Annotated in this window: 19 protein-coding genes; 7 read left to right on the top strand and 12 right to left on the bottom strand. The window is 66.5% G+C overall.

Annotated elements, in window-relative coordinates; translation table 11 throughout:
* Nucleotides 1-32 precede the first annotated feature (32 nt).
* Nucleotides 33-836 carry a sterol desaturase family protein gene (locus VT03_RS00330; protein ID WP_075091136.1) on the top strand — a complete coding sequence of 268 codons (804 nt, stop codon included), beginning with the start codon at nt 33-35 and terminating at the stop codon, nt 834-836.
* 29 nt (nt 837-865) lie between these two features.
* On the opposite strand, the gene VT03_RS00325 is transcribed toward VT03_RS00330, so the two are convergent.
* Nucleotides 866-2,164, bottom strand: coding sequence for a hypothetical protein (locus VT03_RS00325; RefSeq protein ID WP_156514187.1), 1,299 nt, complete (start codon nt 2,162-2,164; stop codon nt 866-868).
* Between the two features lie 448 nt (nt 2,165-2,612).
* Here VT03_RS00325 and VT03_RS00320 point away from each other — a divergent pair, with 448 nt between their 5' ends.
* Together VT03_RS00320 and VT03_RS00315 are read left to right on the top strand one after the other, a co-directional pair.
* Entirely contained in the window at nt 2,613-3,893 is a 1,281-nt protein-coding gene (locus tag VT03_RS00320; RefSeq protein WP_075091134.1) for an adenylosuccinate synthase, read from the top strand.
* 69 nt (nt 3,894-3,962) lie between these two features.
* On the top strand, nt 3,963-4,925 hold the full coding sequence (locus VT03_RS00315) for a bifunctional riboflavin kinase/FAD synthetase (protein WP_075091133.1): 963 nt from the start codon (nt 3,963-3,965) through the stop codon (nt 4,923-4,925).
* Here VT03_RS00315 and VT03_RS00310 read toward each other — a convergent pair.
* The 7 genes from VT03_RS00310 to VT03_RS00280 all read right to left on the bottom strand — a co-directional run bounded on the left by VT03_RS00310 (nt 4,898) and on the right by VT03_RS00280 (nt 12,893).
* Nucleotides 4,898-5,707, bottom strand: a complete 810-nt coding sequence (locus VT03_RS00310) for a hypothetical protein (RefSeq protein WP_075091132.1) — start codon at nt 5,705-5,707, stop codon at nt 4,898-4,900. The two genes, VT03_RS00315 and VT03_RS00310, sit on opposite strands and share 28 nt — an antisense overlap.
* Before the next feature lie 7 nt (nt 5,708-5,714).
* Nucleotides 5,715-6,284: a hypothetical protein gene (locus VT03_RS00305; RefSeq protein ID WP_075091131.1), complete on the bottom strand. Its 570-nt coding sequence runs from the start codon at nt 6,282-6,284 to the stop codon at nt 5,715-5,717.
* Between the two features lie 55 nt (nt 6,285-6,339).
* Entirely contained in the window at nt 6,340-7,071 is a 732-nt protein-coding gene (locus VT03_RS00300; protein ID WP_075091130.1) for a hypothetical protein, read from the bottom strand.
* 389 nt (nt 7,072-7,460) lie between these two features.
* A complete protein-coding gene (locus tag VT03_RS00295) occupies nt 7,461-8,747 on the bottom strand; it encodes a hypothetical protein (protein WP_075091129.1) in 1,287 nt (428 codons plus the stop codon).
* A gap of 69 nt (nt 8,748-8,816) precedes the next feature.
* The gene (locus VT03_RS00290; RefSeq protein WP_075091128.1) at nt 8,817-10,421 is read right to left on the bottom strand and encodes a hypothetical protein; all 1,605 of its coding nucleotides are present in this window, start codon (nt 10,419-10,421) and stop codon (nt 8,817-8,819) included.
* A 236-nt stretch (nt 10,422-10,657) separates the two neighbouring features.
* Nucleotides 10,658-11,569, bottom strand: a complete 912-nt coding sequence (gene pyrF / locus VT03_RS00285; protein ID WP_075091127.1) for an orotidine-5'-phosphate decarboxylase — start codon at nt 11,567-11,569, stop codon at nt 10,658-10,660.
* Between the two features lie 133 nt (nt 11,570-11,702).
* The gene (locus VT03_RS00280; RefSeq protein ID WP_075091126.1) at nt 11,703-12,893 is read right to left on the bottom strand and encodes a hypothetical protein; all 1,191 of its coding nucleotides are present in this window, start codon (nt 12,891-12,893) and stop codon (nt 11,703-11,705) included.
* A 220-nt stretch (nt 12,894-13,113) separates the two neighbouring features.
* On the opposite strand from VT03_RS00280, the gene VT03_RS00275 reads away from it, so the two are divergent.
* Nucleotides 13,114-13,905 carry an alpha/beta fold hydrolase gene (locus tag VT03_RS00275; protein ID WP_075091125.1) on the top strand — a complete coding sequence of 264 codons (792 nt, stop codon included), beginning with the start codon at nt 13,114-13,116 and terminating at the stop codon, nt 13,903-13,905.
* 27 nt (nt 13,906-13,932) lie between these two features.
* On the opposite strand, the gene VT03_RS00270 is transcribed toward VT03_RS00275, so the two are convergent.
* From VT03_RS00270 to VT03_RS00260, 3 genes are all read right to left on the bottom strand, one after another.
* Nucleotides 13,933-14,523, bottom strand: a complete 591-nt coding sequence (locus VT03_RS00270; RefSeq protein ID WP_075091124.1) for a Uma2 family endonuclease — start codon at nt 14,521-14,523, stop codon at nt 13,933-13,935.
* Nucleotides 14,524-14,654: 131 nt separating this feature from the next.
* Nucleotides 14,655-16,814, bottom strand: a complete 2,160-nt coding sequence (locus tag VT03_RS00265; RefSeq protein WP_075091123.1) for a DUF2079 domain-containing protein — start codon at nt 16,812-16,814, stop codon at nt 14,655-14,657.
* A 425-nt stretch (nt 16,815-17,239) separates the two neighbouring features.
* Nucleotides 17,240-19,453, bottom strand: coding sequence for a tetratricopeptide repeat protein (locus VT03_RS00260; protein ID WP_075091122.1), 2,214 nt, complete (start codon nt 19,451-19,453; stop codon nt 17,240-17,242).
* Nucleotides 19,454-19,653: 200 nt separating this feature from the next.
* Between VT03_RS00260 and VT03_RS00255 the strand changes: the two genes are divergently transcribed.
* Nucleotides 19,654-20,466: a zinc-dependent peptidase gene (locus VT03_RS00255; protein ID WP_156514186.1), complete on the top strand. Its 813-nt coding sequence runs from the start codon at nt 19,654-19,656 to the stop codon at nt 20,464-20,466.
* A gap of 350 nt (nt 20,467-20,816) precedes the next feature.
* Here VT03_RS00255 and VT03_RS00250 read toward each other — a convergent pair whose 3' ends face one another.
* The gene (locus VT03_RS00250; RefSeq protein WP_075091120.1) at nt 20,817-21,932 is read right to left on the bottom strand and encodes a D-TA family PLP-dependent enzyme; all 1,116 of its coding nucleotides are present in this window, start codon (nt 21,930-21,932) and stop codon (nt 20,817-20,819) included.
* A 177-nt stretch (nt 21,933-22,109) separates the two neighbouring features.
* Between VT03_RS00250 and VT03_RS00245 the strand changes: the two genes are divergently transcribed.
* Complete coding sequence (locus VT03_RS00245) at nt 22,110-23,141, top strand: prenyltransferase/squalene oxidase repeat-containing protein (protein ID WP_075091119.1); 1,032 nt, start codon at nt 22,110-22,112, stop codon at nt 23,139-23,141.
* A gap of 313 nt (nt 23,142-23,454) precedes the next feature.
* Nucleotides 23,455-25,161 (top strand): Nramp family divalent metal transporter, encoded by a 1,707-nt coding sequence (locus tag VT03_RS00240; protein WP_156514185.1) that lies wholly within the window; start codon nt 23,455-23,457, stop codon nt 25,159-25,161.
* Nucleotides 25,162-25,177: the final 16 nt, after the last annotated feature.

The raw sequence follows: 25,177 nt of genomic DNA, 5'->3' as shown, positions 1-25,177 counted from the left end.
CCTTTTCCGCGTCCCGGGGCGAGGCGAACCGAATGGAAGCCGCGCTGATCTGGCTGCGAGAGGCGCCGCTCCGGCAGGCTATGATGGCCCTGCTGCTGGAGAACGTCGTCATCTTCGTCGGCGTCGTCCTCCTGGGGCAGTGGCTCGTCCGGCGGCATGAGCGGCGGCGGGTCGCTCTGCCGGCCCGCGATCTCGAACAGAACGAGGTCGTGCTGGCCCTCAGCAACGTCCTGCTCAACACCGTGACGACGATCGTCGGCCTGTTCCTGTGGCGGGCGGGGATCGTCCGGTTCCGGACCGATGTCGGCTGGCGGGCGTGGCTCGACGTGCCGATCCTGCTCCTCGTCATGGATCTGGCGATGTACGGCCTCCACCGGCTGGCGCACCATCCGTGGTTCTACGGCTGGATGCACGCCCTCCATCACCGCTACGACCGCCCGCGGCCGCTGACGCTGTTCATCCTCAACCCGCTCGAGAATCTGGCGTTCGGGGCGCTCTGGCTCGTCGTGATCTCGGTCTACCAGGCGTCGTGGCTCGGGATGTCGATCTACCTGGCGCTCAATGTCCTGTTCGGGATGATCGGGCACCTCGGGGTCGAGCCCCTCCCCGCGTGGTGGCAGCGCGTCCCGCTGCTGGCGACCATCACCGGCGGCACCTTTCACGCCCGCCATCATCAGGACGTGAACTGCAACTACGGGTTCTACACCCTGATCTGGGACCGGCTGTTCGGGACGCTGCGGCCGGACTACTGGGAGACGTTCGGCCTCGTCCCCGACTGGCTACCGGCCGCGAAGGAGCCGCCGACCCGGGGCGAGCCGGGTTCGCCTCTGGTCTGACTTGGCCGACGGACCGTGACGGCGGGATGTTATGTCGCCGGAGCCGGCGGGCTCGTCGGTTCGGGGCCGGAGTCGTTCGCCGCCTCGCGCTTCTCGACCGCCGGCATGCCGACCAGGGGAAACGGTTCGGTCGAGAGCGGGAAATCTTCGTCGACGGCGTCGAGCGGGGTCGCGTCGACGCTGCGGCGAAGCAGGAAGTAGACGATCGCGGCGGCCGTCCAGAAGTAGCTGAACAGGAACGCCGGCTCCGCCATCCGGACGGCGTTCATCCAGACCTCGGTCACCCGCTCCGGACCGGTCGCGCCGACGAAGTCGGTCGGCGCCCCGGCGAACTCGCTCGGCACGAGGGCCCGCAGCCGATCCTCGCCCATGCCGCTCTGGACCGACCAGAAGGCGCACCGCACGCCGAGGTCGATCACCGTATGCAGGAAGAGGACGAGGGCGGTTCCATAGACGCAGGTCACGACCAGGAGCCACAGGGCGTACCAGGGGCGGCTGAAGAGATAGCTATAGCTGCGGCTGAGTCCGTCGAAGGCGTCAGAGCCCTCGGCGCTGACGGTGGCGTACATCAGCGGCCAGCCGCAGCCGACGCCGAGGAGCACGACCGACATCATGATCCCCAGGATCAGCGGCAGGAACCAGAAGATGGCGACGAGCCACGGTCCGGCGACCGGGATCACCCCGACCAGACCGCCAACCGCGCAGAGTCCCCACAGGAGTCCGAGCCCGACGACCGGAAGCAGCGGTCCCCCCATGTAGGAGGCCAGCCGGACGAAGCAGTACCGGAACGCGCTCCGCAGCGAGCAGTCCTTCCCGGCGAAGTTCAGTGCAGCCAGCCGGGCGATCATGCCGCCGCACAGCCCCGTCACGGCGAGCAGCCAGAGCAGCCGGGTCCAGCCGAGGGCGATCTCGCCCCAGGTGCGGGAGGGACGGACGAGGGGCCATCCGGCGGAAACGAAGTCCCGCAGCGGACGCAGCACCCGGACACCGAAGACCGTCGAGTCGCTCAGGGGCGCCCCAATGGATGATGCATTCGCCGAGACCGCGAGGCCGTTCAGCGGCGAGTCGTAGGCCGACTCCCACGGCCAGACATACCGGAAGGTGGAGGGAGCGAACGGCATCAGCGAGCAGGCCCATTCCCCCGCCGCCAGCAGGAGGATCCCGACCGCGGCCACGAGCAGCTTGCGGTAGTCCATCGCGATCCGGAAGGCCTGGAACAGGTGCAGCCAGGGGATCCACCGCTTGAACCGCGCCGTCCCGGTCTCCCAGAAGTCCTCCTCGAGCGGGTAGGCGGGCGAAGACGCGGGGGGCACGTCGCTGGAACTCACTCGGTCACTCCGGAGGTCAATCATGGGGGCGGAGAACGGACCGGGAGGCCCGCCGTCGCTGGTCGCCGGCATTCTGACTCATCAATCGATCTAAAGGAACCGGGGCGGGGAATACGGAGGTGGGGGAAATGGCGAAAAGGAGGAATGTCCGCGGCGAAACGATACCGGGCCGCCGGCAGGCCGCTCTCCAGTCGACGCATCCAGCACGGCCGACGTATTGCCGCGGCAGATGCGGAAAACGGGGAGGCGAGGGTTGGCATCCGATTGGCGGAAGCCGCTACACTCGCCACTTTGGCCTGACCGGAGCGCGTCAGACGAGCCGCTCCCGTCGAGCCGGTTCACGTCGACGGCCCCGCCGGGGCCAGTTCAGGCGGATTCCGTGCGCGCCCGCGCGCGGAGCGACCGCCGTGTGCGCCCCGCAAGGGGTCAGGCAGTATCGGATTCCGTCATGTCAGTGACCGCAGTCATCGGCCTCCAGTGGGGAGACGAAGCCAAGGGAAAAATCGTCGACCTGCTGACCGATCAGCATGAGATCGTCGTCCGCTATCTGGGGGGCAACAACGCCGGCCACACGGTCAAGTTTGACGGCCAGACCTACAAGCTCTCGCTCCTCCCCGCCGGCATCCTCCGCCCGGGGGTCCAGTCGGTGATCGCCAACGGGGTCGTCATCAACCCCAAGGCCCTTCTGGAAGAGATGAAGTCGATCACCGATCGCGGCCTGCCGATCGGCGAGAACCTGATCATCAGCGACCGCGGGCACGTGATCTTCCCGTATCACCACGCGGAAGAGGCGATCTTCGAAGCGAGCCGCGGCGACAGCAAGATCGGCACGACGATGCGGGGGATCGGGACCTGCTATCGGGACAAGATCGGCCGCGCGCACGCCATCCGCGTCGGCGATTTCGTCCGCCCGGCAGTCCTCCGGAAGCGGCTCGAAGAGATCGTTCCCTACAAGAACCAGATCCTGAAGTGCCTCGACCCGAACTTCAAGCCGTTTGAAGTCCAGGCCCTCTACGACGAGTACATGGGCTACGCCGATCAGCTCCGGCCGCGGGTCGTCGACACGACGACGTTCCTGCACAAGGCCCTCCGCGATAAGAAGTCGATCCTCTTCGAAGGGGCTCAGGGAAGCCTCCTCGATATCGACCACGGCACCTTCCCGTACGTCACCTCGTCGAACGCCTCGGCCTGCGGGATCCAGTCCGGTAGCGGCGTTCCCTCGCGGGCGATCGACCGGATCATCGGCGTCGTCAAGGCGTACACGACCCGCGTCGGCGGCGGTCCCTGCCCGACGGAGCTTCTTGATGAGATCGGGCAGCACATCCGGGACGAAGGGCACGAGTACGGCACCGTGACGGGACGCCCCCGCCGCTGCGGCTGGCTCGATACCGTCGCGACGAAGTACGGAGCGAACCTGGCGGGAGTCGACTGCATCGCCGTCATGCTCCTCGACGTCCTCGGCAAGCTCGACGAACTGAAGATCTGCGAGGCGTACGAGATCGACGGCGAGCGGACGACCGACTTCCCGAGCCACGTCGACGATCTGGCGAAGGCGAAGCCGGTCTACCGGACGCTCCCGGGCTGGAAGAAGGACATCACCGGAGTCCGGCGGATGGCCGACTTCCCGAAGGAAGCGCGGGCCTATCTGGACTCGGTCTCCGAACTCGTCGGAGCCCCGGTCGAGATCGTTTCGGTCGGACCGGACCGCGAGCAGACGGTGCTGAGCTAGTGGCGGTCGGGAGTTGGCAGTGCGTGGCGGCGAAGGTCGCTGCGCGACCAGTTTGACTTTGTTCCCCAAATGATTCTTCTCAGCGGATTCACCGATCCTGCGGCGTATCGCGGAGGAGCTCTGTCGCTGGGGAACTTTGACGGGGTCCATCGCGGGCACCAGGAGATGCTGCGGCGGCTGATTGCCAAGGCCCGCCGCCTGGGCGGGCCCGCGGTCGTCCTGACGTTCGAGCCGCACCCGCTCGCCCTGCTGGCCCCCGAGCGGCTTCCCCCGCAGCTGACGACGCTCCCCGAGAAGGCCCGCCTGCTGGCCGAGCTGGGGCTCGACTGCCTCATCGCCTATCCGACCGACCGGGAGCTCCTGCAGTTGACGGCGGAGGAGTTCTTCCAGCGGATCGTCCGCGAGGAGATCCACGCGCGGGGGATGGTGGAAGGGCCGAATTTCTGCTTCGGCCGCGGCCGGGGAGGAACGATCGAGACGCTGCGGACGATGTGCGATGCGGCGCATCTCGACCTGACGATCTGCGAGATGATCGCCTTCGAGGGGCAGGACGTCTCGTCGACCTCGGTCCGGACGGCACTTCGCGACGGGCGGATTCAGGACGCGAACTTCGCTCTCGGCCGGGCGTTCCGGATGACCGGGCACGTCGCCCCCGGTGCTCGCCGCGGGCGGTTGCTCGGGTTCCCGACAGCGAACCTCGACCGGATCGAAACGCTCATCCCGCGGAATGCCGTCTATGCGGGCCGGGTCAACATCTCCGGGATGGACTACCCCGCGGCGATCAACATCGGTCCCAATCCGACCTTCGGCGAGCACGCCCAGAAGGTGGAAGTCCACCTCGTCGGGTTCAGCGGGGACCTCTACGGGCAGACGATCCACGTCGACCTGCTCGATCACCTGCGGGACATCACGAAGTTCGAGTCGGTCGACCAGTTGCGGGAGCAGCTCGGGCGGGACATCGAACGGACGCGGGCGATCGCGGCAACTCTCCAGCCGTCAGTCGATCAGAGCTCTTTCGCCCGCGACGAGTGAAGCTGGACGGTCGCCGTTTTGCCGCCGCGGAGGGCGTCGAACAGGCGGGCCGCTTTGGGCTCGAGCTTGTTGTCGTTGAGCCGGACCAGGATCGTGATCGTGTTCTCCGGACCCCCGCGGCCGCGGCTGGCGGCCTGGATATTCCGCCGCTCGCGGCGGCCTCCCAGTGCCAAAACCCGGAAGGGGCCGATGATCTCGGCTTGCGACGCGATGGGAGCCTGCGGCGGCGATGAGCGAGGGGAGGGGGACGACGGGGGTGGGGCCGGTTCGTCGTCCGGGTTCGGAGGAGGCGTTCTGGGCGTTGCCGCCGGGAGCGCGATGGCGGCGTTCTGCAGAGGGGCCTGGACTTCGAAGGAGACGAGGTCGCCCGGGTTGATCTGCTCCGGGATCACGCTCCGCGGATCGACCGGGACCCAGCGGGCGACTTCGTTTTCATTGAGCGTCGCCGCGAGGTCCTGCTGGACGGGAGTCGTCAGGTCCATGTCGAGGATGATCTCGCCCCCCATGTAGGACCGGGTCGCGCGGTGGCCGAGGACGGCGTCCTTGGCGGACCATTGTGGCGCGACGTGGATCAGGTTCCCGACCGCAAACCTGGGGATTTCGACCCGCTCGATCTGCTCCTCCGTGATGAGGTCGCCGACGTTGAGCTGAACCGCCTGGCGGATGGCGATGAAGTAGACCTCGTCGTGAAACTGGACCGCCCGCTGCAGGTAGAACCAGTTGCAGAGTGCTCCCAAGAGGCCCAGCCCGGCGGCCAGCAGGATCCCGGCGATGCCCTTCATGGATCGATCACTCTTCTGTTGTTGGACCCGGCGCGATCGCGGAGGCCGGCGGAAGCTCCGGTTCGGAGGCGGGCGTGCGAACGGTTTCCAGGATCTGGACCTGATTGCCGCCGCTGGTTCCGGCCGGAAGCCGCGTGGACCACGCGATCACCCGCTCTCCCGCGGGATCACCGGATTCCACGACAAACACCGCGAGAGTGCAAGCAGAGTCGCCGGAGATTCGAAGTTCCGCGGGGCCGTATCGCTCCCGGCGTTCCCACAGAACGCCCGATTCGAGGAAACCCCGCTCGATGCGGTCCGTTTCCAGCGGGAGCGGAATCGTCCGGGCCGCGCGGGCGATGCCGCGGAACCGCTCGAGCCGCGAGGCTTCGAGAGCGTGCGCGTCCCCCCCGCTGGCCGACTGCCGCACCTGCCAGCCGGCGACTTCGAGCTGGACCGCGGGCGGAGCGTCTGTGAGGGCCGATGTCGTCGGCTCCGCCGGCGGGTGGTCCTCATTGAGAAACTGGAGGACCAGCATTCCGACCGTCGCCACCAGGGCGAGCATGACGACGACTTCGGCGATCCGGCGACGACTCATCGGCGGTCTCCGGAGGGCGAAGGCGTGGTGAGCAGGACAGGGAGGGACAGCCGCCTCAACGATCGGTCGGGAAGGCGGTGATGACTTCGTCCCCTTCCAGGACAAGCTGCAGCAGGCGGCACGGGGGATGGTTCTTCCGCTTGCCGACCTGACCGCCGAGGTAGCCGACCTTCCGCTTCATGTCGATCAGGTAGACGGTCCGGTCCCCTTCGGTCTCCTTCTTGACGAGCGGCGGGCCGCGCTTCTGGGTCAGCTGGTAGCCCTCGTCGACGAGGGCGAAGATCTCCTCGCGGTTGCCGACGAACACCCCGTGAACCGGCTTATCGAGATCATCCTGGCCGTGCCGCATGACGTGATCGATGCGGTGGCCGTCGACGCTGCCGTTGCGGTAGACGAGGCCAGCGGTCGAGCGGAAGACTCCCTTGCGGACCTCTTTGAGCTCACCGAGACGCGGCCCTGCGGGCGGGGCTTTGTCGCTGTTGCCGACTTCCGGCTTTGACCCAGCGGGCTTGGAGGGAGATGTTGCCGATTCGTCCGGCCGGGGCGGTGTCGATTCCGGTTCGGGCTTGGATTGTGGCCTGGTCGCCGTCGGGACCTGGCGGGCCGTCGAGTCGGGGGCGTCGGATGGTGGGTCGACTTGAGCCGGGGGGGCTGGCTGAGGCCCGAGGACGGCCGTCCGCAGTTTCGGAGAGAGGATCAGGGCGGCGACGACGAGGAACGCGATTACGGTGCCCCAGGCGCGGGGGAGCCGTAGTTCGGGGGTGGCGTCCGAGGGGCGCGTGGTCATCGGGGAAAGCCTGCCGGGCAGAAGCGGGTCAGGTCGTCATCGTATCGAGAGGCACGAACCGCGTCCTTGCCGGCACAGCGTCATTTGCTCAAGCCCAACGTGCCACGGCAGCCGGGGTCAAGGGGGCAACCCCTTGCCGCCGGAGGCGCTTCCACGAGGAACCGTGGTATGCAACGGATGGCCCCTTTGTGGTACCGGCGCCGGGGAATCCACGCTCGGTGCGTAATCCCCGCGGGTTGGTGTGGGGGGCATACGGCATCGTGTCCGCGTTTGGTCACGATCTCCTTCAGACATCTCTCGACGGTCAGGCCTCCGGCGGGCAAGGGGGATTCTCCCCCTTGCATCCCCTGACCAGGGTGCCCCTGGACCCGACTGGCTGGGAGGTCGCTTTACTCTTCGTGGCCTGCTGCCGCCTTCACTTCCACCTTCGACGCCTCCCGCTTCGGACGCGTGTGAAACGGATGCTGCTGCTCCCAAGACTGCCAGAAACTCGCCGGATGCTGGTGCCGCCACAGCGCCAACGCATTCCCGACATGGCTGAAGAACGTATACCGCTGCAGGATCTCCGCCGGAGTCTGCTCCACCGTCGTCTTGATGACCCAGTCGCAAGCCTTCTTGAGCTGCTCGTCCGACACATGCAGCTCCGGAGGAGCAATCGCCATCCACTCCAGATGATGCCCTGTCGCGATCACCTTCTTGTGCAGCTCCTCCTCGATCGGCTTCTCGACCGCCAGTTCCGCGTCCGGCCAGTTCGAAGGCCAGTGCCCGTCCGGGAACTGCGACTTCGCGATCGCATCCCGCACCGAAGCGAGATGGTCCCACACCGCCTGCCGGACGTCCGGCGAGAGAATCTTGTATTCCTCGTCGAGCCGCAGCAGAACCGCCAGCGAGTACACCCGGTGCGTCCCGACGCAGACGCCCAGCTGCTTCTGCCCCCGCATGAGCCGCTGGGCAATCAGGTCGAACGAGTACCGCCGGCCGTCGCCGCCGGTCCAGCGGTGCGTCTCTGGAGCAAACCACAGCCCGAAAGCCATCGCCGTCCACTCCGCCTCACGCTCGTCGAGCCGGAAGTCGCGGACCGATTCCTCGACGACGTTTTCGATCGTCATCCCCCGCCGCAGCGACGGGCCGTAGACCGTGTGATCGAGCGAGATCCCCGCTTCGGTCAGCGAGGCGAGCCAGTGATCGTGGTGAACCGAGCCCCCCGGCTCCTTCGTCCAGCGGACCGCAAGGCCGTCCTGGCGGTCGATCAGCAGCGGCATCGTTTCCTGACCCCAGGAGGCGATGAAGCTCCGATGGTCCGTCAGGAACGTCGTCATGTCGGCTCCGGACAGGACGGCTGGATCCTGGAACTGGGCATTCACCCCCCAGATCCGCAGCGCGTGCTCGACGAAGTTTGGAGCGAGGTTCTTGCGGTCGAACCGCGGCTGAACCTGCTCCAGCACCGCGGCAAGGTCGGCATCGCTGACGAGGTCGGGACGGTCGTAAAGCGGAGCGATCCGCAGCGGCGTCTTGCGGTGGATCGCGACCGGAACCGGCAGGTGCCCGGCGGTCGACGCCTGGAGGCCGGAGGTCTTCAGGAGGTTCGGGCCGAGCACCCACGCCACGGCGACGCCGGCAAAGGCGACCGCCTGGACGGCGAGGAAGACGACAACGTTGCGACGGCGGACAGGCACGGCAACACCCCGAGGTGTGATCAAGCTGAGAACTGATGACGGACGACTGACAACCCGAACCAAGCCGCACTACAGCGGGCGGCGGCGCTCAAAGATGATCGTGTGGTTCTTCTCTTCGAAGGCGACCTCCCACGTGCCGGTCTCCTTCCGCAGCGCCCGGACGAGAGCCGGGTGGCGGTTCACCGAGAGGATCACGCAGTTCACCCCGTACCAGTCGAAACGCTGCTGCCATTCGCCGGCGGCGTTGGCGATCTCGAGGTAGTGGTCCCAGACTTCGCCGGGGATCAGGTGCACGTGGCTCGTGACGAAGACCGAGACCTCGGGCATGGCCCAGTTCAGGTAGTCGCCGTACTCGAAGCTGTTGTAGACCTGCCCCTTCGGCGGGTGCTTCTTGAGGTATTCGACCGCCAGCACCGGCGTGACCGGCGAGACGGCGTTGCGGAACTGGATCTCCTGCTTCTTGGCGTCCGGCTCGACGAGCTTCATCCCGAGCGACTTCTTGAACGCCTGCGTCGCCCCGATCCCAGAGGGGGTCAGCATGACGACGAAGAACGCCATCGAGAGGGCGGTCACGGTCCAGATCCCTGCTGCCGGGCGGCCGCTGGACTCGCGGAACCACCGCTGGGAGAGGGCCGCAAGGTGCAGGCCTCCGAAGTAGGCGGCGACCGGGGCCCACCAGCAGATCATCCGGGCGGTCCAGAGGGACCAGAGTCCCAGGCCGAAGAGCAGCAGGATCTCCGACGTGCTCACTCGCCGCGGCGTCTGGCGATAGAGCCACATCAGGCCGATGACGACGACTGCCATCGCCTGACCGGGATAGTCGCGGAGCGTAAGCGGATCCCACTCGGCGAGGCTCTGGAGGTTCGGGTTGTCGGCGAACGTCAGGATCTCGCGGTGGAGGTTCCAGCCGTAAGGATTAAGGAGCGTGGCGACCGCGGCGAGCTCCGTCGCGATCACGAGCCGCCGGACCTGCGCGGAGGCGACGACCGCCCCGAGCGAACGGGACTGGCGGTAGACATCGAAGGCGTGGCCGGCCGCCATCAGGCCGAGGGCGACGAATCCGACCGGGAACGAACCGTGGAGGTTGGCCCACACGGCGAAGAGGGCCGGGACGGCGACCCAGTACCACTTGGGCCACGATCGCGAGGTGGCGATCACGAGGGTCGCGGCAAAGCAGACGATCCCCGCGAGCTGCGGGCGGGAGACCCAGAAGATCTGGTAACAGACCGCCGAGAAGACCGCGAGAGACAGCAGTCCCCCCAGGACGCTTTCCGTGCGGCGGTAGACCGCGAGGGAAATCAGCGCGAGGGCGGTGATGATCGAGCCGGTGTAGAGGAGACGGAGGCCGAAGATCCCGAGCTCCGAATAGGTCAGGTGCCCGATCACCTGGCTTCCCCAGGCGGTGTCGATCATCGGCACGCCGCGGGCGAGCGGCATCAGCGGCTCGGTCTCCGGGAGCGCCTTGTGTTCGACGATCCAGCGGCCGTAGGCGATGTGCCCCCACAGGTCGTTGTGCCACAGCCGGAACTGCGGGAACAGCGTGTACTGGTTGATGATGAAGAAGACGACGCACAGGGCGCAGACGAGCGCGAGTCCGCTCGGACGCATCCGGAACCAGTCCGGAGTCCGGTCTTCAAGAACCGGGACCTGATCGTCTTCCTGCTCTGTCGTCATGCCTCCAACATAAGGCGACTGAGGCCGGGTCGGCGAGGGAGGGAGGACGGAACTCATGCGCGGCACCGCTGAAGGCGTGTTGCCGGAGGGCAACAGGGGCGGGGGGATCGCTTCAGCTTAGGTTTTCACAACCGCCGCCGTCGGCAGCGTTTTCATTTCGCCTCACCGACACGGAGGAACGTCCCGTCGAGTTTGCCGATCGCGCCGACCATGACGGTCGTGACGGCAGGGGCGGCTCACGATTTCGTCAGAGTTCCGGCTGGGGTGTGGGCCGCCAGGTCGGCGATCATCGCCTTCGTCGCCGCCTCGACGGCGTCTTCCCACCTGGGCGTCCGGTTCTTCTCGAACGCGAAGATGATCCCGCGGGAACTGTTGACGAGGGCGCCGAGGCCGGTCGAGTGGAAGGCGGCGGCGGTGTCGGCCGAGCTTCCCCCCTGGGCGCCGTAGCCGGGGACGAGAAGTGGGGCACTCGGCATCACGCCGCGGAGTTCGACGAGTTCTTCCGGATAGGTCGCGCCGACGACCGCCCCGACGGCACCGCCGGTACGGGCGGCCAGGGTCTCAACGAGTTCCGCCACGCTGCGGTAGATCGGGACGGCGTCGCCCGGGCGGGACTGAAAGCCGGCCGAGCCGGGGTTGCTCGTACGGACGAGGACGTAGATTCCGGCCTCGCGCTCGCTCGCCACTTTGACGAACGGCTCCAGCGTGTCCGGTCCGAGGTAGGCGTTGACGGTCAGGGCGTCCGCTCCCCACGGCGCCGCGGCGACATCGGCTCCCGCGAGGTAGGCCCGCGCGTAACCTTCCGCGGTTGTGCCGATGTCCCCCCGCTTGGCGTCCATGATCACGATCAGTCCCGCCGCGCGGGCGTACTGAGTGACCCGCCAGAGGGCGACGGTCCCGGCCGGGCCCGCTTCCTCGAAGAAGGCGGCCTGCGGCTTGACCGCCGGGACCAGGGGGGCGACGACGTCGATGATCCTGCAGCAGAACTCTTCGTAGGCGAGAGCCGTCACTTCGGACGCACTGAGGGCCCGGCGGCGGGCTCGCTCCTGGATCTCCTGCGGAATCTGGGAGAGCCGGGGATCGAGACCCACGAGGGCAGGGGTCTTCTTGGTGCGGACAGCGGCGTCGAGTCGGTCGCGGTAGCTCATGCCAAACGAAAATCGCCCGAGCGAACTCGGGCGATCGTGGGCAGGAGGACGGCCTCACAATAGGAGCGTCGCTCGGGAGATCGTTGCCGCGGCGGAGGGCCGCTCGGGGGGGCCGTCCGCTGGGCGAACAATATCAGAAGTTGAGGAAGAAGAACTCCTCGGCCGCCTTCACGGTTTCGGGGTCGTCTTTGCGGAGGGTCGCGAGGTGGGCCTTGGCCTTCGTGACGTGGGCCGGAACTTCCGCCTTCGGATCCTTCGGCTTCGTCGACTCGGCGACGAGGTAGAACCGGACGATCGCCCGCTTGATGGAGGGGATGTCGTAGCTCTCGTTTCCGTAGAGCTCCATCAGCTTGTCCTCGACCGACCAGTCGTTCCAGCGGCCGAGGTCGGTGATCACGAGGTCGGCGAGTTCAGGGCGGTCGAGGAGCGTCCGCATGGCGGCCCGCAGCCGTTCCTGGCTGATGCGGTTGTCGCCGTAGGTCCACATGAAGCGGATCGCCTGCATCGCGGCGTAGGTTTCCGAGAACGTGCAGGTCTTGTCTTTGAGCTTGGAGTTCTCGACGACTTCCAAGCCCTTGTCGCCGGCGAGGACGAGGTAGCCGGAAATCATTCCGTCGATCCCGAGGCGGTAGCCGTCCACCTTTTCCAGGATCTTGTTCTTGAGGAACTCGCCATCCTGCTCGCCGCCGCTGAGGCCGAGGAGCAGGCCGTAGAGGCCGAGGCGGGTCGGGTTCGTCTTGTCGCTCGCCAGCCAGGAGCGGATCTTGGCGGGGTCGAAGTGCTTGGCGATCGAGGCGATGTCCTTGTAGTCCGCGTTGGCGAACTCACCGTACGCGTCGTCCGAGATCATCTGGTCCGGGAACTCGAGGAACTTCGAGAAGTACTCGAGCCGCTCGGCCGGCTTCACTTCCTTCGACGGGGACTGGGCGACGTAGTTGAAGCCGGTTTCCGTGATTTCGATCGGGCTCCCCCACTCGATCATGGCCCCCTTGCTGCCGAACAGCAGGAAGAGGTCCCCTGACTTCCCGTCACGGTAGCGGTCGAGGACGATCCGCTCCCCCTTCTTGGCGGCGCCGGAGGAGTCGTGAACGACTTTCACGATTTCGTAGACGGTGTTGCCGACCGAGCCCTCTTCACGGCTGGCCCGGTCGCCGCCGGCCCACTGGACGAGGACGGCGGTGTCGGACTGCTGGAGCTGCTGGCTGAGCGTCAGGCTCGGGGCGCTGCAGAACGGGCAGGCGAGGGCGACGCTGACCGCGACCAGGGCGAGAGCCACGGTGGCGGAGCGGAGGAACGAACGGAGGGAAGGCCATCGAATCTTCATAAACGCCTCACGCATCGGAGCACAAACGGAACGGTGCCCGTTGAAACAATCATCGCGTCCGGGGGTTTTGGCGACAAGACCGCCACCCGGGAAAGGCCCCTTCCGGCGGCCTGACCGATTGACGAACCGGGCGGTTTCTGCCGGAATGCGCTCGCAAGTCCCTGGCGTCTGCTTCGGCCGCTGGGATCCGGCGGGGTTGTGCCCGCGCTCCCGGTGAATCATGGTCCACGAATACTCCGGCGCTCGAAACCCGACGCTGGTGATGTTGCCTGGCCTCGATGGATGCCAGACCATCTTCGAACCGCTCCGGGCGTGTCTTCCCCAGACGCTGACGACGAAAGTCCTGTGCTATCCGCAGGATGTTCCGCTCACCTATGACGAACTGACGCAGTTCACCCGCGGCTCGCTTCCCCCGGACGAGCCGTATCTGCTGCTGGGACACTCGTTTGCCGGGCCGCTGGCGATCCGACTGGCAGCCGAGAAGCACGGGAACCTGATGGGGCTGATCCTGGCGGTCGGGTTCGCCCGCTCTCCTCATCCGTGGATTCCGAAGGTGTCCCGGCACCTGATCGGCCCTCTCGTTCATACCGCGTTCCCGATTCTCCGCTGGGCGAACCGGGTTTTTCACTGGGAGAAGTCGATCGGCATCCAGAACGCGATCGGCGTGGTGGTCGAGACGATGCCTCCCCAGGTGTTTGCCGACCGGGTTCGCCAGACCCTGGTCATCGACTACCGCGAGGAACTTAAGAAACTGGCCGTTCCGGTGCTGAGCCTGTCCGGGCGATTTGATTTGCTCGTTCCGCCTTGGAATTCGCGGGCCATGGAGAAGATCGTCGAGCGGCATGCGCCGCAGTGTCCGGAGTTCGTTCGACGGGTGTTTCCGATGGGACACATGGTGCTGCGGGGGCGGCCGGAGGAGTCGGCGGCGGCGATCGTCGAGATGTTCGTCGCCTGCACGACCGGCCAATCGGTCGAGGCGGTGGTCCAGTCCGGCGAGCCGGCTGACGACTGATCCTGTCCCTCGGCCCTGCGTGTCTCGTCACTCTTTCCGGGGGGCGGGGCGGGAATACCAGTCGGGCTCCACAAAGAGCGACGCGACGGTGACACCAAATTCCGGCAGGACCGGATCGGCGGTCAGGTGATCGGTCCGCAGGGCTCGACGGGCAGGGCCGGTTTGTGTCAGAACGTCGACCGTCTGGTTGGTGGGGACGATTCCCCAGACGAGTGGAATTCCAGCCTCCAGGTAGCGGCCGGCACGCGCGGCAAATTCCCGTTGCCGGTCCGGCGTGGAGAGAATTTCGACGACGAAAGCGGGGGGGCGGGTGGCGACGGCGTTGTCGGACTCAGCGAAGCGCGGTCCTTCGAGGAAGTAGCTGACGGAGGGGAAGACAACGAAGTCGGGGCTGCGGTGGAGAACGACTCCGACGTCGAACGCGGCGTAGCCCTGATCGGACTGGTGGACGTATTCGGAGAGGAGTTTCGACAGATTGAGGATGACGGTTCCGTGGTCGACGCCTGGGGGATCGAAGCTGACGGGGGCGCCGTCGCGGAGTTCGGTCCACTGTCCGGACTCGGGGAGATCCGGGCGTTTTTCGAGGAACTCTTCGATGGTCATGAGTGGCTGCAGCATGGGGCGGGCTGGCGAGCGAGGTCGATGAGAGGGGAGAGAAAGGTCGGTGACATGGTCGGATACGGGGAGGAGCTTCGCCAGCATGTCGGACCGCGATGGCTCGAACATCGCGCGTGTCCGCAGACGCGGATTCACCGCTCCTTTGCGGCTACGTTCTTTTTCCTCAGGACGATGAAGTAACCATCGGTCGTGTCCGGCAGCAGCTCCCACTCATCGGGCGCGTCCTTGAGTTCGCGGACGTCGGCCGGGGAGCGGATCTCGCTGTAGGGGTGCTGCGTGTCGATGACGATGTACTCCGTGTCCGGCGGGACGGAGGTCGTGAAGCCCGCCACCGCGCGGATGTAGTTACTGTAGTCGTACGATCGCTCGTGATGCGTGTACCGCGGGTGGACGAAGTCGGTCGAGGCGACGCGGGCGGTTCGCGGAATGAGGTCGGCGATCTTGGCGAACTCCTTCGGACGCTCTCCCGGGAGATACAGCGACCGCCAGTAGTGCGGCTGGCCCGGCTCCCAGAACTTGAGGCTCAGCGGCGAGAAGCCGACGACCGCGCCGGTCAGCCCGGCACAAGCGACGGCAAAGACGGCGAGCGCTTCGCCCCGTTCCCGTTCGGTGGGCGCGGGGCTGACACCCGTTCCGAGGACGTGGAACTTTGTGATGTAGGGTGACAGCCAGGACGGCCGTGACATCCAGCCGAGCCCTCCGGCGGCCGCCCAGAACAGGACCGGGATGATCGGGGCGTGGAAGTGATGGACCGGGGCCGGGGGCTGTTGGGCGAGTTCGTTCAGGCAGAGGAGCATGAAGGTCGGCACGGCAACGAGCAGACGCGTCGGCGCGAAGAGGCACAGCATCCCCATCGGGACCAGCAGGTGCGCGGCGTAGATAAACGATCGCGGCTGGACGATCTCGGACCAGAGGATGTCCGGGCGGATCAGCATGTTCAGCATGACTTCACCCGTTGTCTTGCCGAACTTGGCGAAGTAGCTGGCGTAGTGGACCTGCTGCCCCTTGAACCACGGAATCACGAACTTGACCGTGACAAGCAGGTAGGCGACCGACAGGACCGTCACGGCCCCGCCAAACCACCACAGGAAACGTCGCGAGGGCTTGGTGCCGTCGGGACGCTCCCCGGGATTTCCCCACAGCGCGATCCAGACGCCGAGCGGCGCGAAGACGAGCGGATAGTCCTCTTTCACGAGCAGCGTCAGCACGAGGCCGACGGCGGCGGACTTCCATTTCTGCTGGTCGACCTTCCACAGCGTCCAGAGCAGGAGCGGGATTCCGAACGCCTCGGGGCGGAAGGTCTTGAGGTCGATCTCGATGTCCAGAAAGTGCATCGGGGCGTAGAGCAGATAGCAGAGGGCGAGGCCCGCTCCGATGCGGGAGCTGCGGGCGTGCTGCTCCGCCATCCGGAAGACGAACCAGGCTCCCGAAGCGAGGGCCAGCGACTCGCACAGCTCCATCAGGAGGTGCGACGGCCAGAGAACGTAGACGGGGATCAGGAACAGGTGGATGACCTGGATATGTTCGCCCAGGAACAGCCCCGGATCGAGGTAGCTGCGAAAGCCCTTGCCGTGGAGGAGATTCCACAGGTGCTCCTCGTACATCGCCGAATCCCCGTGGGGAATCCGCATGTTGAACCACAGTCCCCAGTTCATCGCGGTGAACACGACGACGTAGATCGCCATTCCGATCAGGACGATCCGGGAGAACCGTCGATGATTGGCGGCGTCCGTGGCGGCCACGTCGGAGTCCGCAGGCGATGGAGCCGGGACGGTCACGAGCCAGGTCCAGGTGGCGATCCAGCCAGCGGCGGCGATCGACAGGGCGAATTCCGAGAGGGCTTGGAGCGTGACGCCGAGGCTGCTGCTTCCGCCGCCTGTCAGTGTCACGCCGAGGGCCCAGGCTCCCGGCAGGAACCACCATGACCATCCGGCGGAGCCCCACGCGCTCATGGCGTCGACGAGGTCGATCCGCCGCCGGCGGCTGACGACCAAGGCGCCGCCGACCCAGGTGATGCCGGTCAGGACCGCCAGCGGGAGGAGGATTGGCGCCAGCGGGAGCCGCGCTCCGACGACCTGGCCGTTCTGGAGGTCGAGTTTGCCGCCGAGCGTCTGAACGAAGCCGGCGTACATGCGGGGTGGGACGTAGGCGGCGGCGAGCTGGCTGCTCTCGAAGATTGTCACGGCGGCCAGCCAGGTGCCGATCAGCCCGAGGACGACGGTCAGCAGACCGCGGACGGGACGCGGAACGGAGAGGAGCGGAACCGGTGGTCGGGGGGGACGAGCAGCCATGCCTTACGATATTCGACTGGTGGAATGTTGTCGTCGGTCGATGTCATGTCGACCGGGCTGGCTTGCGCCGCGGACTCGAGCCACGTTCTCGCCGGCAAGACTTCGCCAGCTCAAACCCAACGTGCCACGGCCACTGGGGTCAAGGGGGCACCCCCTTGCCGCCGGAGGCACTTCCATGAGGAACCTTGGTAAACAACGGACGACCGTTTTGTGGGACCAGCTATGAGGACTCCCTCACACAACACCGCTCGCGTTGAAATCTCCACGGGTTGGTGAGGGGGCATCCGACACGGCGGCCGCGCTTGGACACGTGCTCCTTCAGACATCTCTCGACGAGAGGGCCTCCGGCGGGCAAAGGGGCGTTGCCCCTCTGCACTCCCCACCAGGGTGCCCCTGGACCCCGATGAGGTGGCGGCATGGCGCGGTCACATCGGCGGTTCACGCCCCGGCCCTGCCTCTCCTCCAGTTCGAAGCTGGGCCCGGCGCTCTTCAATAGCATCAGCCAGATCCGTCTGGCCATTGGCTCTCGCGGTCTCAGCGGCCTGCTTGGCCAGGGCATCCGCTTCGTCAAGACGGCCCAGCCCCGCCGCGCCATTGGCCATCGCCCCCAACGCCTCCGCCGGCGGCGCCTCAAACACGAGCGCCACCGCGCCAGCCAGCCAGTACCCCTCCTCCAGCTTGGAGCGCGAGACCTGCTGCGCCGTCATCTGACTCGCTGCCCGGAGCGCCGCGTTCGGCCACTTCGGATCCAGCTCAACCACCCTCAGCGCTTCCTCCCGCGCCCGCTCCTTGTTCCCCGACGCCAGCAGCGCCGTAACCCACCGGCTGCGCATCTTGGGATCATCAGGACTCAGCTTCACCGCGTCCTCGAAGGCGGCCGCCGCGAAGGCCCAGTTGCCAAGCTCCGCGTACGCATTCGCAAGGTTCCCCCGGAACTCGGAACTTCCGGGGAGCGCCAGACAAAGGCTCTGCAGGTACGGGATCGCCTGCTCCGCCCCGCCAACCCGCACGAGACGCGAGGCGAGCTCGCCAGCAATGTCGATCTCTTTCGCCTGATCCAGCCCCGCGATGTACCGCTTGGCCGCTTCGTCCCTCGCTCCGCGGCGTTCGGCCGCCTTACCCAGGACGAGCTCGCATCGCGCACGGGAGTCGGGCGTGACGAATTTCGTGAGCGACAAGGAGTGGCGGGCAGCCTCCTCGGCCTCGTCCCCACGCTGGGCGTTGTCATAGGCGGTCGCCAGGATCGCCCACAGGTCGGCCGCTTCGGGGAGATGCCGGCACGCCTGTTCGAAGGCCGCCGCGGCGGCGTCGTAACGGCGGGCCCGCATCTCAAACGCGCCGAGCTGCCACGAATTCGATTCGCACGGCGAGGCGGCGGCGGCCTGCGTCCAGAGCGTTCGCCCGTCGGCCCATGTCCCCCCCTGGCGAAGGCTGACGATTCCCAGGACGACCACGACAACGGCGGCCAGGAAACGCCGGCCCCGTTGAGGCAACCGATGCTCCATCCCTTTAACGACCAGGGTCCCCAGGGTAATCAGAAGCGCGATGCCCGGGAGATACGTGTAGCGGTCGGCGTGCGCAGCGACGCCGACCTGGACGAGACCGATCACGGGGACGAGCGTCCCGAGAAAGATCAGCCAGCCGGCTGTCACCGCGGGAAGCCGCCGCCGGATCAGGACCGCCCCGACTGTCAGCCCGAGCAGGAGCGCGAAGGCCAGAGCGTACTGCTCCATGGGCCGGGGGCGGCCCATTGGATAGTAGGCGCACAGGTTCGCCGGCCAGAGCGTCTGGACCACATACGTCATGTAGGCCCAGCCGACATTGGCAAACCGCTGAGCGACCGGGACCTCTTCCAGTGTTCGCACCGATCCGCCCGCCTTCTGGGCGATGTAGGTGACGACGCAGGAAGCAATCACCAGCAGCCAGAGAGCCCACTTCTCGGCGATGAGACGCGGCAGATCGGAAGCGGACTTCCAGCGGCGGTACGGATACCAGTCGAGCAGCAGCAGGACAAAAGGCAGCGTGACCGCCATGGCCTTTGACATCAGGCTCAGCGTGAGGCACAGCGCGACGATTGCCATCCTCGCCAGTCCGGGGGACCGGACGTACGCGTGGTAGCGATCGATCGCCAGCAGGGCGAACAGGCTGCTCAGGAGTCCTTTCCGCTCGGAGATCCAGCCGACCGACTCCCAGCGGAGCGGATGGACCGCAAACACGAGCGCGAGGAGGAAGGCGTTCGCTCGATTCTCGGTCCATTGCCGGGCGAGGCGGTAGACGAGGAGCGTATTTAGAACGTGCAGCAGGACGTTCGTGATGTGGAAGCCGCGGGGGCCGTAGCCCCAGACGAGCGTGTCGAACTGCCACGACCACCACGTCAGGGGATGCCAGTTGGAGAGGTGCAGCGTCGTCAGGCCCCACAGCAGGTTTTCGCCCGTCGGTCCCCCGCGGACGTGGTCATGCTTGTCGAGGTACAGGTGATCGTCAAAGTTGACGAAATCGAAACCGGCGGCCTGTCCGAAGACGAGGACGATCGACAGGGCGAGAAGGGCGCACAGGACGTAGTCGGTCCACCAGGGCGCGGGAGCCCCGGCGGCGGCCGTCGAATCAGGATGGGCCGGAGCTGCGTTCGGCGCAGGCACGGAGGCAGAGGTACTCAATGGGGGATCACCGGGCGGGACGGAAACGGCCGATGGGTTGGATTCCACAGACCGCCGTCGAGTCTGTCAAACTGCGGCGGTGAGTCCTGCGCGAGCCGCAGGGGGGGCGACGAGGGACGATTCTGGAATCCGCGGGATTGATTCCGTTCCGGCCGTTGCCGCGGTTCTCTCGACTGCTACCGTTGCCTGACACCATGTTCCTCAGCTGGTTCCGAAATCGACGTCGCGCCGCGATCCTTTCCAAGCCGTTTCCGGCAGAGTGGGAGGGGATGCTGGAGCGCGGCGTGCGGCATGTCGCGAGCCTTCCGGCCGAGCTCCAGCCCAAGATCCGGCGGCTGATCCGTGTCTTTGTCGCCGAGAAGAACTGGGAAGGGTGCCGCGGCCTCGAGCTGACGGAGGAGATGAAGGTCGTCATCGCGGCGCAGGCGTGTCTGCTCGTCGTCGGCTGGCCCGAAGATTTTCACTTCGACCACGTGCTGTCGATCCTCCTTTATCCGAGCGGCTACGTCGCCAACGGGGTCGAGATCACCCGGGCTGGCGTCGTGCTGGAGGGGAAAGAGGCGCGGCTGGGGGAGGCTTGGTGGCGCGGCCCGGTGGTGCTGTCGTGGCTCGATGCCCGCGCCGGGGGACGGATGGAGAGCCCCGGGCGGAATCTGGTGCTGCACGAGTTTGCCCATCAGCTTGACATGATGAATGGGCGGATCACGGACGGGACGCCACCGCTCGATTCCATCGACGAAGCCCGGCGGTGGGGCGAAGTGATGGAGCCGGAGTTCCAGCGGCTGGTCGAGCGGAGTTCGCACGGCATTCCGACGCTTCTCGACTGGTACGGGGCCAAGAACCGGGCCGAGTTCTTTGCCGTATCGACGGAGACATTCTTTGAGCGGCCTCGGCTATTCCGCCGGCACCATCCGGCGATCTACGGGTTATTCCGGGACTATTACCGTCAGGATCCGGCCGAGGAACGGGACGTTGTGACGTGGGACGGGGACTGACACGGACCAACCACGTCCTTGCCGGCACGACTCGATAGCTCAAACCCAACGTGCCGCGGCAGCCTGGGGTCAAGGGGGCCACGCCCCCTTGCCGCCGGAGGCACTTCCATGAGGAACCATGGGACACAACGGGCGTTCCCTTTGTGTCACCGGCGTTGAGGACTCGTCGCTCGCTCTGGAATCCCGGTGGGTTAGTGAGGGGGCATCCGGCACGGCGTCCGCGTCTGGACACGTGCTCCTTCAGACATCTTCCGACGGCCAGGCCTCCGGCGGGCAAAGGGGCGTTGCCCCCCTTGCATCCCCCCACCAGGGTGCCCCTGGACCCGGTGAGGCGGCGATGTTGCGCTTCGTCAGATCGTGATCCGCCGGTCGCGAGACGTGACTTCCCACTCGCCAATCACCTTCCCCCCACTCACCGCATAAGCAAACTTATGCACGGCCGACGTCGGACAGATGTGCTTCGGGATCGCAAACGTCCAGTCCCCCGGCTGCCACCGGTCCGCGTCCGCCGTCTCCACGACAAGATGCTCCTCGTTGTGTAGAACCTGAACCGCATCCGGAATATCCGGCAGGACAAGCCGCTGACCCATCGGAGGGTCCGAGGCGATCGCCTTGTTCCCGACATCGAACGTGACCCGCTTCGCCGTCGGACGGCTGATCACCCGCGTCAGAACGAGCGCCGCCGGCGTGAAACACTGCATCTCCGGATACTTGTCGTAACCGGCATCGTGGAGGACGCAGGTACCAGGACTCAGCTCAACCCCCGCCCCCTGAATGTGAGCGTAGACGCCGAACTGAGGCGACCCGCCGCAGACAATCCGCGGCACGGCATGCCCGCTGTCGACCAGGGCCGACCGGAACGCCAGGACCTTCTCCCAATGCCCGCGGATCGTCGCGTTCCGCGCATCGAAGGCCGGCTCGGTGATGTGACCGTCATAGACATGCAGCCCCGCTGGAACGATTCCCGGAGTGCTGCAGAGCTTCACGTACAGCTCGCGGGCCTCGGGACCGATCGGAATCCCTGTCCGGTCGCGGCCGGGATTCACCTCCAGGAAGACATCGACCTTGAGCCCCGCCGCGGTCATTGCCGCGCCGAGCTGCTCGATCGGTCGCGCGTGATCGGCGACGACGGAGAAGCGAGTACCCGGAAACGTCTTGATGAGCTTCGCGACCCGGCCCAGGTTCGGGCCGACGATCGGGTAGGAGATCATGACGTCCGGAACGCCGCAGGCGGCCAGCATCTCCGCTTCGGCGATCGTGGCCGCCTTGTGCTTCGTGATCCCCAGCTTGAACTCGATCTTCGTCACCTCGGCCATCTTGTGCGTCTTGCAGTGCGGACGGAGCCGGTCGACCCCTCCCGCCATCCGGATCATCGCTTCGACGTTCTGCACTACGAGGTCGCGGAACACGACCAGCCCGGGGCTGAGGAGGTTTGAGACGTCGTCGATCTGGTAACGCGGATCCATGAAACTCTTTCGGAAGAAAGCGGGCCTCGCGGGCGCGACAGGGAACGTAAGTAAGGGACGGGGGTTTCGCCAGCCTTCCCCGGGGATCAGGCAGACGCAGTCCAGACCGTCCCTGTTTGATCGGGCCGCCGCCGCGGTATCATGTTTCTGCGACGTGCTCTCGTTGACAGGGATCTCATGGTTCACCGGTTCGTGCGACTCTGGCTGACATCGGCGATGGTCCTGGTCCTCGCTGCGCCCACGTGGGCGGAGCAGGACGAGGAAGTCGACACCGCCATCGCCCGCGCCCTGGACTACATCAAGTCCCAGCAGCTTCCGAACGGGGCGTGGCGGGCCGAAGGGCACGGGGAGTCGACCGGGATCACCGGGCTCGCCGTGATGGCCTTCATGGCCGCGGGGCATACGCCGGGCGAAGGGCCCTACGCGGAGACGATCGACAAGGGGATCCGCTGGGTCCTGGAGCACCAGGAGGCGAACGGGATGCTGATCGCCAAGCGGAGCCACGGCCCGATGTACGACCACGGCATCGCCACGCTCATGCTGGCCGAGTGCTACGGGATGATGAACGAGAAAGACGGGGCGAAGGTCAAGAAGGCCCTCGAACGGGCGATCCGGCTGATTCTCGAATCGCAGGTTGTCCACAAGGACCGCCGGCACGAAGGAGGCTGGCGGTATCAGGTCGAGAGCCGCGACAGCGACCTGAGCGTCACGGGTTGGCAGGTCCTGGCGCTGCGGGCCGCCAAGGACGTCGGCTGCGACGTCCCCGCCGAGGCGATCGACGCCGCCGTCGACTACGTCCGGAACTGCGCCACCCCGGACAACAAGGGGTTCGGCTACCAGCCTGGCAGCGGTCCGACCCCGACGCTCACCGGGACCGGGATCACCTGCCTGGAAGTCTGCGGGAAGCACGAGACCCGGGAGGCGATCGGCGGGGCGAAGGCGCTCCTGGAGAACCAGCTCCGGCACGACAGCCAGTACTTCTACTATGGCGTCTACTACACCGGCGTGGGGATGTTCAAGATGGGGGGCGAGTACGCGGAGAAGATGCACCGGCGGCTCTGCAAGCTCCTCCTGGAGACTCAGGACGCCGAGGGTTCATGGACGCCGCGGCACGGCGGGGAGCGGGAGGCGGGGAAGGTGTACTGCACGGCGATGTCGGTCCTCGGTCTGGCGATCGAGTACCGGTACCTGCCGATCTACCAGCGGTGACGTCGGTCAGGGGTGTCAGGTCGGAGCAATCGTTCGGACTGGAGCCGCGCGGGACCCCGCGGATCACTGTTCGGTAAGTTCCGATATCAGGCGGTTGCGATGAGCCGGGCGTTCGTCTAGCGTGGCGGCTTGTTGATTTCCCGCCTCGTTTTGGGTCGCCAGCCTGGGCCGGCGGGGAAGCAGCGTTCACGAAGTCGTTGGAATTCCGAGAGATCGGCTCGTCTCCGGGCGGGCCCTGCCGTGCAGCTACGGAGACGGTATGTCGCAGTCCGCCCCCGCCCCTTCCATGTCGAGTCCTGCGCCGGATGGGGGCTTGGCCGACTCGAATTCGCTAAGCGCCGATGCGCCGCTCAACAGCCCGGAGTTCCAGTCCCCCTATCCCGGCGTCAAGGCGATGCCCCGCTGGGACGCGGCGGAGCTGCCCGAGGCTCCCGTCTTCGAATGGCGGAAGCTCGGCGCCTTCCTCGGCCCGGCGCTCGTCATGGCGGCGGCCGCGATCGGGGGGGGCGAATGGCTCACCGGTCCGGTCAACGCGGCCCGCTACGGCGGCGACCTGTTCTGGCTCTGCACCCTGAGCATCCTGGGGCAGGTGATCTACAACGTCGAGATCTGTCGCTACACGCTCTACACCGGCGAACCGATCTTCACCGGGAAGTTCCGGATCCCCCCCAGCCCCTGGTTCTGGGTCATCCTCTATCTGCTGGTCGACTTCGGCTCGCTGCTGCCGTATCTCGCGGCGAACGCGGCGGTCCCGCTGGCGGCGATGTTCCTGGGACATCTCCCGGATCAATCCGCCGCGAGTCCTCTGCTGGCGACGATCGGCGGCTGGGCGTTCAAGGAAGCCCAGCTCGTGACGACGCTGGGGGTGGTGGTCTTCATGTCGGTCTTCATTCCGCTGTCGATCGGCGGGAAGATCTACAACTCGATGCGGGCCCTGATGACGTTCAAGCTGTTCTACGTCTTCGGGCTGCTGGTTTTCCTGGCGATCGGTTACTCGACCGCTTCGACCTGGAAAGAGATCCTCACCGGCTTCGTGAAGGTCGGGAATCTTCCGTGCTATGCCGTCGAAGACACGAACAAGAACGGCCTCCGGGACGGAGGCGAGGAAGCCCACGGGCCGAACGTCGACAACTTCATCACCGCCTGGAGCGAAGGGCGTCCGCTGCGGCCGATGGACATGACCCTCATCGGGTTCATCATCACGATGGCGGCGATCTCCGGGAACGGCGGACTGACCAATACGCCGCTGAGCAACTACACCCGCGACCAGGGGTGGGGGATGGGAGCCCATGTCGGGGCGATTCCCAGCATGGTCGGCGGACATGAGATCGAGCTGTCGCACGTCGGAGCGGTCTTTGACGTCAACGAGAAGACTCTGCCCCGCTGGAAACGCTGGCTATGGCACGTCAAGCGGGAACAGTGGTTCCTGTGGCTGCCGGCCTGCTTTGTGGGGATCGCCCTCCCGAGCATGCTGTCGATCCAGTTCCTTCAGCGGGGGCAGGTGATCGACAAGTCCAAAGCGGCCGGGATCACGGCGGACAAGGTGAGTGAGGCAGTCGGCGCGAGCTTCGGCAGCGGGATCGGCTCGACGTTCTGGTACCTGATGCTCTTCTGCGGATTCCTGGTGCTGGGGACCAGCATGGCTTCGACGGCCGACGGCGTCCTGCGGAGATGGGTCGACGTCTTCTGGACCGCCAGTCCGCGGCTGCGGAAGTGGGACACGAAGGACATCCGTAAGCTCTACTTCGGAGTGCTGTGCGTCTACGTCGGGCTGGGGACGCTCGTCCTGACGCTCGTGAACGGCGCGCGGCTCGTGGAGTGGACCGGGATTCTCTACAACTTCGCTCTCGGGTTCAGCTGCTTCCACACGGTTGCGGTGAACTCGTACCTCCTGCCGCAGGCGATCCGCCCGCGGATGGGGACGCGGGTGGCGCTGCTGATCGTCGGATGCTTCTTCACCGCGATCGCGACGCTGTCGGCTTACGGCCCGGTGATGGCGCTCTTCACCTCGAAGGCGTAGAGGGATTTCGCGGGGC

The organism is Planctomyces sp. SH-PL14 (assembly GCF_001610835.1).
Classification (GTDB): Bacteria; Planctomycetota; Planctomycetia; order Planctomycetales; family Planctomycetaceae; genus Planctomyces_A.
The sequence above is the reverse complement of the archived record's forward strand: the minus strand, read 5'-3'. Positions and strand labels throughout refer to the sequence as shown.

What these genes read in the sequence shown, in the direction of transcription:
- VT03_RS00330 (WP_075091136.1), top strand. Translation starts at nt 33, where the DNA reads ATGGAAGCCGCGCTGATCTGGCTGCGAGAGGCGCCGCTCCGGCAGGCT.
- VT03_RS00320 (WP_075091134.1), top strand. Translation starts at nt 2,613, where the DNA reads ATGTCAGTGACCGCAGTCATCGGCCTCCAGTGGGGAGACGAAGCCAAG.
- VT03_RS00315 (WP_075091133.1), top strand. Translation starts at nt 3,963, where the DNA reads ATGATTCTTCTCAGCGGATTCACCGATCCTGCGGCGTATCGCGGAGGA.
- VT03_RS00310 (WP_075091132.1), bottom strand. Translation starts at nt 5,707, where the DNA reads ATGAAGGGCATCGCCGGGATCCTGCTGGCCGCCGGGCTGGGCCTCTTG.
- VT03_RS00305 (WP_075091131.1), bottom strand. Translation starts at nt 6,284, where the DNA reads ATGAGTCGTCGCCGGATCGCCGAAGTCGTCGTCATGCTCGCCCTGGTG.
- VT03_RS00300 (WP_075091130.1), bottom strand. Translation starts at nt 7,071, where the DNA reads ATGACCACGCGCCCCTCGGACGCCACCCCCGAACTACGGCTCCCCCGC.
- VT03_RS00290 (WP_075091128.1), bottom strand. Translation starts at nt 10,421, where the DNA reads ATGACGACAGAGCAGGAAGACGATCAGGTCCCGGTTCTTGAAGACCGG.
- pyrF (WP_075091127.1), bottom strand. Translation starts at nt 11,569, where the DNA reads ATGAGCTACCGCGACCGACTCGACGCCGCTGTCCGCACCAAGAAGACC.
- VT03_RS00280 (WP_075091126.1), bottom strand. Translation starts at nt 12,893, where the DNA reads ATGAAGATTCGATGGCCTTCCCTCCGTTCGTTCCTCCGCTCCGCCACC.
- VT03_RS00275 (WP_075091125.1), top strand. Translation starts at nt 13,114, where the DNA reads ATGGTCCACGAATACTCCGGCGCTCGAAACCCGACGCTGGTGATGTTG.
- VT03_RS00270 (WP_075091124.1), bottom strand. Translation starts at nt 14,523, where the DNA reads ATGCTGCAGCCACTCATGACCATCGAAGAGTTCCTCGAAAAACGCCCG.
- VT03_RS00265 (WP_075091123.1), bottom strand. Translation starts at nt 16,814, where the DNA reads ATGGCTGCTCGTCCCCCCCGACCACCGGTTCCGCTCCTCTCCGTTCCG.
- VT03_RS00250 (WP_075091120.1), bottom strand. Translation starts at nt 21,932, where the DNA reads ATGGATCCGCGTTACCAGATCGACGACGTCTCAAACCTCCTCAGCCCC.
- VT03_RS00245 (WP_075091119.1), top strand. Translation starts at nt 22,110, where the DNA reads ATGGTTCACCGGTTCGTGCGACTCTGGCTGACATCGGCGATGGTCCTG.